The sequence below is a fragment of the Winogradskyella luteola genome (genome assembly GCF_019203985.1).
Taxonomy (GTDB): Bacteria; Bacteroidota; Bacteroidia; order Flavobacteriales; family Flavobacteriaceae; genus Winogradskyella; species Winogradskyella luteola.
This window is the reverse complement of sequence record NZ_JAGSPD010000012.1, coordinates 80863-90287: the sequence shown is the minus strand read 5'-3', so window position 1 is coordinate 90287 and position 9425 is coordinate 80863. Positions and strand designations below refer to the sequence as shown.

The 9425-nt window shown below is 33.8% G+C and carries 8 protein-coding genes; all 8 read right to left on the bottom strand.

What is annotated here, in order from left to right:
• Positions 1–79: 79 nt before the first annotated feature.
• Positions 80–316, bottom strand: a complete 237-nt coding sequence (locus tag KCG49_RS13715; protein ID WP_218547283.1) for a DUF6095 family protein — start codon at positions 314–316, stop codon at positions 80–82.
• Positions 303–1115 carry an N-acetylmuramic acid 6-phosphate etherase gene (murQ, locus tag KCG49_RS13710; RefSeq protein ID WP_218547282.1) on the bottom strand — a complete coding sequence of 271 codons (813 nt, stop codon included), beginning with the start codon at positions 1113–1115 and terminating at the stop codon, positions 303–305. Before murQ ends, KCG49_RS13715 begins: the two co-directional genes overlap by 14 nt.
• A 131-nt stretch (positions 1116–1246) precedes the next feature.
• Complete coding sequence (locus KCG49_RS13705) at positions 1247–2062, bottom strand: DUF4249 domain-containing protein (protein WP_218547280.1); 816 nt, start codon at positions 2060–2062, stop codon at positions 1247–1249.
• A 5-nt stretch (positions 2063–2067) separates the two neighbouring features.
• Positions 2068–4443: a TonB-dependent receptor gene (locus tag KCG49_RS13700; protein ID WP_218547278.1), complete on the bottom strand. Its 2376-nt coding sequence runs from the start codon at positions 4441–4443 to the stop codon at positions 2068–2070.
• A 61-nt stretch (positions 4444–4504) separates the two neighbouring features.
• Positions 4505–6724 (bottom strand): NADP-dependent isocitrate dehydrogenase, encoded by a 2220-nt coding sequence (locus tag KCG49_RS13695; RefSeq protein WP_218547275.1) that lies wholly within the window; start codon positions 6722–6724, stop codon positions 4505–4507.
• Positions 6725–6874: 150 nt separating this feature from the next.
• Positions 6875–7447 carry a pentapeptide repeat-containing protein gene (locus KCG49_RS13690; protein WP_218547273.1) on the bottom strand — a complete coding sequence of 191 codons (573 nt, stop codon included), beginning with the start codon at positions 7445–7447 and terminating at the stop codon, positions 6875–6877.
• Between the two features lie 730 nt (positions 7448–8177).
• On the bottom strand, positions 8178–8528 hold the full coding sequence (rplS, locus tag KCG49_RS13685; protein WP_218547271.1) for a 50S ribosomal protein L19: 351 nt from the start codon (positions 8526–8528) through the stop codon (positions 8178–8180).
• Positions 8529–8669: 141 nt separating this feature from the next.
• The gene (gene trmD, locus KCG49_RS13680; RefSeq protein WP_218547269.1) at positions 8670–9347 is read right to left on the bottom strand and encodes a tRNA (guanosine(37)-N1)-methyltransferase TrmD; all 678 of its coding nucleotides are present in this window, start codon (positions 9345–9347) and stop codon (positions 8670–8672) included.
• Between the last annotated feature and the right edge of the window lie 78 nt (positions 9348–9425).

Here is a 9425-nt window from a genome sequence, read left to right as displayed (position 1 = left end):
CACCCTTACTATCTTTAGTAAGGGTGTTTTTGTTTTTATATGTGTGCGAAATTTAAATTATGAAAAATAGATGGAATAGTTATTTTTTTTTGAAAATGCTATTTAGAATAGTGTTAAGACCTATATATAGCATAACTATAGCTGCTATGCAAAGTATTATGGCTACAATAAGTAATGGAATATAAAGGGGTTTGTCATCATTATCTAAAGAGAGATGTAATAATGTAGGTCCCATGAACATTAATACAAGACATATACCCATACGTTTTAATCCTTTACCTAAAAGCTCTTTGTCTGTTTTGTTATTTTTTTCCATGTATTATACTTTGTCTAACACTTTTATATTCTTGAAGTAATTTTAAAGCCTCTTCTTCAGATACTTTTAATTCGTTCATAATCATTTTTATACCTCTATCAACCAGTTTGTCATTGCTTAGCTGCATATCTACCATTTTGTTACCTCTTACTCTTCCTAATTGAATCATAGTAGTTGTGGTAATCATATTAAGTACCAACTTTTGAGCTGTTCCAGCTTTCATTCTTGAACTTCCTGTTAGGAATTCTGGTCCAACAATAATTTCAATAGGGAATTGAGCGTTTAGACTCAAAGGACTATTTTTATTACAGGTAATACAGCCAGTATCAATATTGTTCTTGTTACATTGCTTTAAGGCATGTACAACATAGGGAGTAGTACCAGATGCGGCTATACCAATGACGATATCTTTTTCTGATATGTTATACTTCTTAAGATCTTCCCAACCTTGAGTTGTAGAATCTTCAGCATTCTCTACAGCTTTTCTTATAGCAGCGTCCCCACCAGCAATTAAACCAATAACTAAATCATGTGAAACTCCGAAGGTTGGAGGACATTCTGAAGCATCTAAGATACCTAAACGACCACTTGTACCTGCTCCTATGTAAAATAGACGGCCGCCATTTTTTAATTTACCGACAACATTTTTAACTAATAATTCTATTTGGGGAATTGATTTTTCTACAGCTAGAGGAACTATTTTATCTTCAGAATTAATGCTTGCAATTATCTCATTAATTGACATTTTTTCGAGATGATTGTAATGAGAATCTTGTTCTGTTGTCTTAATAAAATCCATAGGTTATAAAGGTAAGAAATATATTTGGCTGATTGGTGCGTTAGCGGTAGTAACGGCATCCTCTGCTTTTTTTAGCAGAGATATAGTGGATGACGCGACCCGAAAGGGTAACGCTATAAACTTAATATCTATTATTCTACAGTATAAACAAGTTCGTCGACTTCTGAGAGTCTAAAATAGCCGAATGGAAAATTATCTGGATTGGTTACATTGATGCAGTTTCCTCTAACTGTTGCTGGTTGTGTTTCAAATGGCCCGCCACCTTCTTCACTCCCTTGTTGTAATAACACAAACATAAATTCATAAAAACGCTCACTAATTCCGTAGTTTCTTATGGTAACTACATCCCCAGGCTCTAAATCTTCTTCAGTATAAAATCCAAAAATTTGATTACCATCGGTAAATCTGTCTTCATAGACTTCTAGAGTGGGAATGACAGGTATATTGCTTGTAAATTCAAAAAAATAATAGTTTTCTATATCTGCAGGATCTGTATAAAATGCCTTGAGCTCTATATCTTCGCCCGTAAATCCACCTTCGTTTTCTTGTTCTACAAAGTCAATAGGCACAACGGATTTGAGTGTTTCTGTGCCTGTGTATGTTTCTCCTTGATATTGTATGGTTAAAGTGTACGCTTCATCTATTACCGGTACAAAGCTGTTGTTTCTATATATACCAGTCTGTCCGTCTTCTATAAAATTAAAGATATTATTATTTGAATCCGTAATTTGAACACTTGCCCCATTAGCAGGTGGAACACCGTCATCAAAGAAAGGAGCTGAAAGACTTAGCCTGATACTTTGCTCATTACCTGATGTGTTTTTAAACCAGTTTATAGAAGCTTCTATGACTAATCTAGGTTCGGTTTCGTTAAGGTCTACGTCTATTACATCTTCACAGTTTGTACAAAAACTAAAAAGCAATATTAGGATGAGTAACTTCTTCATTAGTTCTAAAATTTAAAGTTATATGATACTGAAGGTACAATACCAAATATGGCAAGTCGTACCGCTTCATTTGTGCCAGACATTCTGTTTTCTCTAAATGTAATATTAGCAGCATTCCTACGGTTATATACGTTGTATATCCCGAAAACCCATTCTCCCTTAAAGCGCTTTTCACTATCTGGTTTTGGGTTATAATTTACAGCTAAATCTAATCGGTGATAGGCTGGTAATCTACTAGAGTTTCTAGCTTCAAAGCTAGGTACGATTATACCATTATATTCGTATTGGCCATTGGGAAATGTTGCGGGCTGCCCAGTTTGAAATAAAAAATTGGAACTGAATGACCATTTTTTATTTAATTCGTAACTGGCAGTCAAAGATATGTCGTGAGTTTTATCGAAAGGTGTATTGTACCATTCTCCATTGTTTATTCCGGTTTCAACAGCGGTTCTACCTGGTGTACGTTGTTCGGATTTTGATAATGTATAAGCTAACCAACCTTTAAGTTTTCCTTCATTTTTTCTAAACAGAACTTCCATTCCATATGCTCTGGCTTCTCCATTAAGTATAACTTGTTCTATGGCATTATTGGCTATTAAATCTGCACCATCTGTATAATCTATGCGGTTTTGTATGGTTTTATAGAAGCTTTCAATTTCTAATGAATACTCATTGTCCTTAAATGTTCTAAAATAACCCAAAGCAATTTGATCTAACAATTGAGGTTTTATATATTTGCCGCTAGGGGTCCAAACGTCTAGGGGAGTAGGTGAGCTCGTATTTGACAAGAGATGCAAATATTGACTCATTCTATTATAACTCGCTTTAATGGATGATTCATCATTTAATTGATAGGCTATTGCCAAACGAGGTTCAATATTTGCAAAGGATTCAATAACATCGCTTCGATTAAACGTTTCAGTACCTATTGGATCTGCTTTTTCATAAATGCCAAGCTCTTCATTGAAAATAAGAGGATTATCATCTTCATAAACATTTAACTCATCTTGTCCTAACCGGTGAAATGTACTAAACCTGGCTCCGTAACTTACAGATAGTTTGTTACTTATTTTATGTTCTGCATCGAGATAAATTGCGTTTTCAAATGCATATTTATCAATTAATTTAAAAGGATTAATGCCAGAGCTTTCAGTTGTAGGATTGATTTCTCCTGGATTGAATTTATAATACATACTATTGAGCCCATATTCTAACTTAAAATTATTGCTGATGTAATGCTTAAAATCGTATTTAAGATTGAAATTTCTAATACCAGATTCCCAATCGAACTCAACAAAATTCAATTTTAACCCATAATAATAGTCGGAATAAATCAATGAGAGATTTGAAAATAGTTTATCTGAGAATAAATGGTTCCAACGAAAATTAACAACGGTATTTCCATAGGTATTTTCAAAACTATCTTGAATTTCAAAGACATCTCTGCCAAAATAACCAGAAAGATAAATACTATTGTTATCATTAAGTCTATAACTCAATTTGGTATTTAAATCGTAGAAATAAGCGACATTATCTAAATCAAAAAGCGGTAGAAACAAATGTGCATAACTACTTCTTCCACCTAAAAGAAAAGAGCCTTTGTCTTTTTTGATTGGCCCTTCAGCAAGTAACCTACTTGAAATTAATCCAATTCCACCATTCATATGGAATTGACTACTATTGCCTTCTTTTTGATAGATATCCAACACAGAAGATACACGACCACCGTATTTCGCTGGAATCCCACCTTTGTATAACTTAATATCCTTAATGGCATCTGGGTTAAAAACCGAAAAGAAACCAAACAGATGTGATGAGTTGAAAATGGTAGCTTCATCGAGCAAAATAAGATTCTGATCTGCTGCACCTCCTCTTACGTTGAAACCAGATGAACCTTCACCAGCATTGGTGACACCAGGAAGTAGTGTAATGGATTTTATGACATCGACTTCTCCTAAAACCACAGGCATATTTTTTATCGTTTTTATTGATAAAGCATTAACACTCATTTGTGGTTTTTTAATATTTAGCTTTTCAACATTTTCTGTTATAACAATCTCGTCTAAGCTTTCAGCCGATTCAGAAAGCTTAAAATTCTTAACCATATCGTTATTAAGAACAATCGTTTCAGAAACGGTCTTAAAGCCTAAATAGCTTATCTGTATTTTATAAGTTCCTTCGGGAAGTGTAATGGAGTAGAAACCATATTCGTTGGTAATAGTTCCTGTTTGTAGCTCGGGAATGATAATATTAACGCTTATTAATGTTTCATTACTTTGACTATCTGTAATTGTTCCGCTTAAAGTAAATTTTTCTTGTGCTGATATTTTAAGAAAAGAGCTTATAATAATTATAAAAAAAATAAGATGTGCTTTATTCATCAATCAATTTTTTGTAAAAATATAAAGCTTCATTTTTTAATGAAGCTCTTTTAATTTAAGTTTAGTTTAATATTGAATTAAATGTTTTGCTAGGTCGCATTGCATTGCTGGTTAAATCCTCATTTGGCAAATAGTAACCATCAATGTTAACAGTGACACCCTGACAATCGATAAGCTCTTTAATAATACTGTCTTTATGTGATACAAGGTTGTTATAAACTTCTGTAAACTCAGCTTTCAGTGTTTTATCTTTATCTTGATTTGCCAAGGCCTCGGCCCAATACATAGCTAAATAAAAATGGCTTCCTCTGTTGTCTAATTCATTCACCTTTCTAGAAGGCCCTTTTTTATTATCTAATAACTTTTCAGTGGCATTATCTAGAGTTTCACCCAAAATTTTGGCTTTTTCGTTGTTGTTAACTTCTCCAAAATGATCTAAGGAAACTGCTAAAGCCAAGAATTCTCCCAAGGAATCCCAACGTAGATGGTTTTCTGTAACAAATTGCTGAACGTGTTTTGGAGCAGAACCGCCAGCTCCTGTTTCAAATAAACCTCCACCGTTCATTAACGGTACTATAGACAACATTTTAGCACTTGTGCCCAATTCTAAAATCGGGAATAGATCCGTTAGATAATCTCTAAGTACGTTACCGGTTACAGAAATAGTATCTTTTCCAGCTTTAACTCTATCTAAAGTAAATTCAGTTGCTTCTATAGGTGATAAAATTCTAATATCTAGTCCAGAAGTGTCATGGTCGGGTAAATATTGATTTACTTTTTTAATCAATTCAGCATCATGAGCTCTGTTTTTATCTAACCAGAATACAGCAGGCGTTTGTGATGCTCTAGCTCTTGTTACTGCAAGTTTTACCCAATCTTGGATTGGGGCATCTTTAACTTGGCACATTCTCCATATATCACCAGTTTCAACATTATGTGATGTTAATACCTTTCCCGAAGCATCAATAACTTCCACTTTTCCGTTAGACATGATTTCGAAAGTTTTGTCATGAGAGCCATATTCCTCAGCTTTTTGAGCCATAAGACCAACATTAGGAACAGTTCCCATTGTGGTGGGATCGAATGCTCCATGTTTTTTGCAAAAATCTATAGTCGCAATATAGACACCTGCATAACTACTATCTGGAATAATAGCTTTGGTATCTTGTTGTTTTCCTTCTGCATTCCACATCTGGCCTGAAGTTCTAATCATGGCAGGCATGGAAGCATCAATAATAACATCACTAGGTACATGAAGATTGGTAATGCCTTTATCACTGTTAACCATTGCCAAGTCTGGTCCGTTTTCTAATGCTATTTTAATATCAGCTTCAATAGCTTTGCGTTTGTTTTCAGGTAATTCTTTTAAATTTTCAAGCAAGTTACCGAAACCATTATTGACATCTACGCCAATTTCTTTAAATGTATCTTCATACTTTTCAAAAACAGATTTAAAATAGGTTCGCACGGCATGGCCAAAAATGATTGGATCAGAAACCTTCATCATGGTAGCCTTCATATGTAATGACATTAAAATATTTTGATCCTTAGCATCTTTAATCTCTTTATCTAAGAAACTCAATAAGGCTTTTTTACTCATTAATGTGGTGTCAAAAACTTCATCTTTTAATAAGCTCAAACCTTCTTTTAAAATGGTTTGGTTACCACTATTGTCAGTATGTACAATCTTTACTGTTGTAGCTTCTGCCAGTGTAACCGAAGTTTCGTTATGAGCAAAGTCACCTTGAGACATTGTAGCAACATGTGTTTTTGAGTCTGAAGGCCAAGCCCCCATTCTATGTGGATTTTTCTTGGCGTAGTTTTTAACCGCTTTTGGTGCTCGTCTGTCTGAGTTTCCTTCTCTTAATACCGGATTTACAGCACTTCCTTTTATTTTATTATAACGTGCTTTTATCTCTTTTTCGGTATCGTTTTTTGGATCTTCTGGATAATCGGGAAGTTTATAACCTTTGGACTGTAACTCTTCTATTGCATTAGTTAACTGCGGAATGGAAGCACTAATATTAGGTAATTTTATAATATTGGCTTCGGGCTTTTTTACCAGTTCGCCAAGCTCTGCTAAAGCGTCATTGATACGCTGATTTTCTGTTAGATAATCAGGAAATGTAGCTAAAATTCTGGCCGCTAGAGAAATATCTTTAGTTTCAATAGTGATACCTGAAGATTTTGTAAAGGATTTAACTATAGGTAAAAAAGAACGTGTAGCTAAAGCGGGTGCTTCGTCTGTTTTTGTATAAACAATCTTTGCTGTTTTAGTCATAGGTCGTTAAAAATAAAATGATTGTGCTAAAGCTTAATTTTAAGCTGTGCAAATATACAAAAATGCTTCAGTTTTGTTGGTGTGAGATTGACAAGAGCATACTTAAATTTTTGATGAATTCGTAATTAAAAGATAGTAAAATTACTAATATCATTTCACTTTTATTTTGAATGGGGCTAAGAGTCCTATAAGATTTTCTTTTGAAAAAATAGCATCCTTCAAATTGTTGAGAGAAGGATCTATGTTGAAGTTGAAAGCCGTTGAAAAATCTGATTTCTCGAGATTGGTATTTTTAAATATGGCATTTTTAAGATCACATCTGTGAAACTGACAGGATTTAACTTCGGTATGTGTAAAATCGACTTGATACATCTTACAGTCCAAAAAGTTGGTTTTATTGATGGTCATATCCGTAAAAGCACTCAAGTTTAAAATACAATCCTTAAAACCAAAGGCCAATAAAAAGGCGTTACAATTTTTAAAATTTACACCTACTAATTTGCACGAAGTAAACATAACATCGTTAAATGTGGTATACTTTACATTGGTATTGCTAAAGTTACAGTCAAGGAACTCGCATTCCAAAAACACAATATTAGAAATATCCGAATTTTCAAAATTACAATTAGTAAAGCTGCAATAGCTGTATTCTGCTTTTGGTAGAATATCTGAAGTGTAATCTTTGTTACTGAAGTTTTGATTGTCTACAAGTGGTAATGTCATAGACAAATATAAAGTACTGAATTGAATTCAACAGGTCAAAAAAGGTCTGAGGTACTGAAAAACCAGTTCATTAAAAAGCAAAAAGCCATATCACTACAGTAAACTGCGCTGACATGGCTTCTCTTGAAACAGTACTAACGTGACTTATTTAGTTTTCACTAACTCAGCTGTATGGTTTACACCATCATCCTTTTCAGTTCAAGTGTTTCTGTTTCGGTGAAACGTTTCATATCTTTCAAAATGTATTGACCTGATATTACTAAGCTTCTTAAGACTTGTTTTTCTTGATGCGCTCTTTTTTACCATTCACTTGCGTGTTTGATACGGCTAAACGCATTACTCATCCTTTTCACGTTCACTTTCGATTCTGTTACTTCTTCAAAGCTTTTCACTTAGACTTTTACAACCTGCAAAACATGCTGTAAACCCTAAGCTTCATGATTAGCTCACCAACACTTGCCTACACAAGCGGTTCACCAATCTCAAAAAACAATCTTAGTATATAAAGAACGTTACTTTATTACAATTTAACATAAATTCAAAATTTCTTTCAAAACCAAACTAGGTTTGTTGTTAATTGCTTAGCTAAAGTATGCTTATATTACGAAAAAACAAATTTTTTAACTAATTAGATATAAACATCTTATAAACTGTAGTTATTAACAATGGTTAATAACCAAAAAAAGCTCCAAGTCATGGGAGCTTTTTTTATAGGATAATGTAAGTTAAATTATCTTCTAACTTCTTTAATTCTAGCTTTTTTACCAGTAAGACCTCTAAAGTAGAATATACGTGCTCTACGTACCTTACCACGCTTATTAACTTCAATTTTTTGTAATGCAGGTAAGTTAACTGGGAAGATACGCTCTACTCCAATTGTGCCAGACATTTTACGGATGGTAAATGTTTCAGAAGTTCCTGTGCCTTTGCGTTGTAATACAACTCCTCTAAAGAACTGTGTTCTTACTTTTTCACCTTCTCTAATTTCATAATATACTGTGATTGTATCGCCAGCACTAAATTGAGGGAAGTCTTTTTTGGTTACAAATTCGTCTTGTACAAATTTTACTAAAGAATCCATTGTTTTTTCTTTTATAAATGGTTGTTTTAAATCAACATTCACGATTTTCGCCAGAGGTTAATCTAAAGTGGGTGCAAAGATAATTAAAAAGTTAAAAGTAAAAAGTAGAAAGTGAAAAGTTTTTGTGTTGGGCATTTGGCATTAGTCGTTTAAAAGATCTGGCCGTCTTTCTTGGGTTCTTTTATAGGCTTGTTCCTCTCGCCACTTTTCTATTTCACCAAAATTACCACTGAATAGTACCTCAGGAACTTTCATGCCTTTATAATCTCTTGGCCTAGTATAAATAGGTGGCGCCAATAAATTATCTTGAAACGAATCGGTTAGGGCAGAGGTTTCGTTGCCCAAAACACCTGGTATCAATCTTATAACTGCATCGCACAACACGGCAGCTCCCAATTCGCCACCAGACAATACATAATCTCCAATGGATATTTCTCTGGTTATAAACTTATCGCGAACACGTTGATCTACACCTTTGTAATGGCCACATAGAATAATAATATTTTCTTTTAGAGATATTTGGTTGGCAATACTTTGGTTTAAACGCTCACCATCTGGTGTCATATAGATAATCTCATCATAATTGCGTTCTTCTTGAAGACTAGATATACATTTATCAATAGGTTCTATAAGCATTACCATGCCAGCTCCACCACCAAATTGATAATCATCAACCGATTTGTAATTGTCAATTGTGTAATCTCTAAGATTATGAAAGTGAACTTCTACTAAATCAGCTTCAATTGCACGCTTAAGGATTGAGGCTTCAAATGGACTTTTTATAAGTTCTGGTAAAACGGTAATGATGTCTATACGCATGGTCTGTATAATATAGAATGCAAAGGTAGTTTAATTGAGGGATTTAGGAGTAATGAATTTTAAGTGTGGCAACTTATC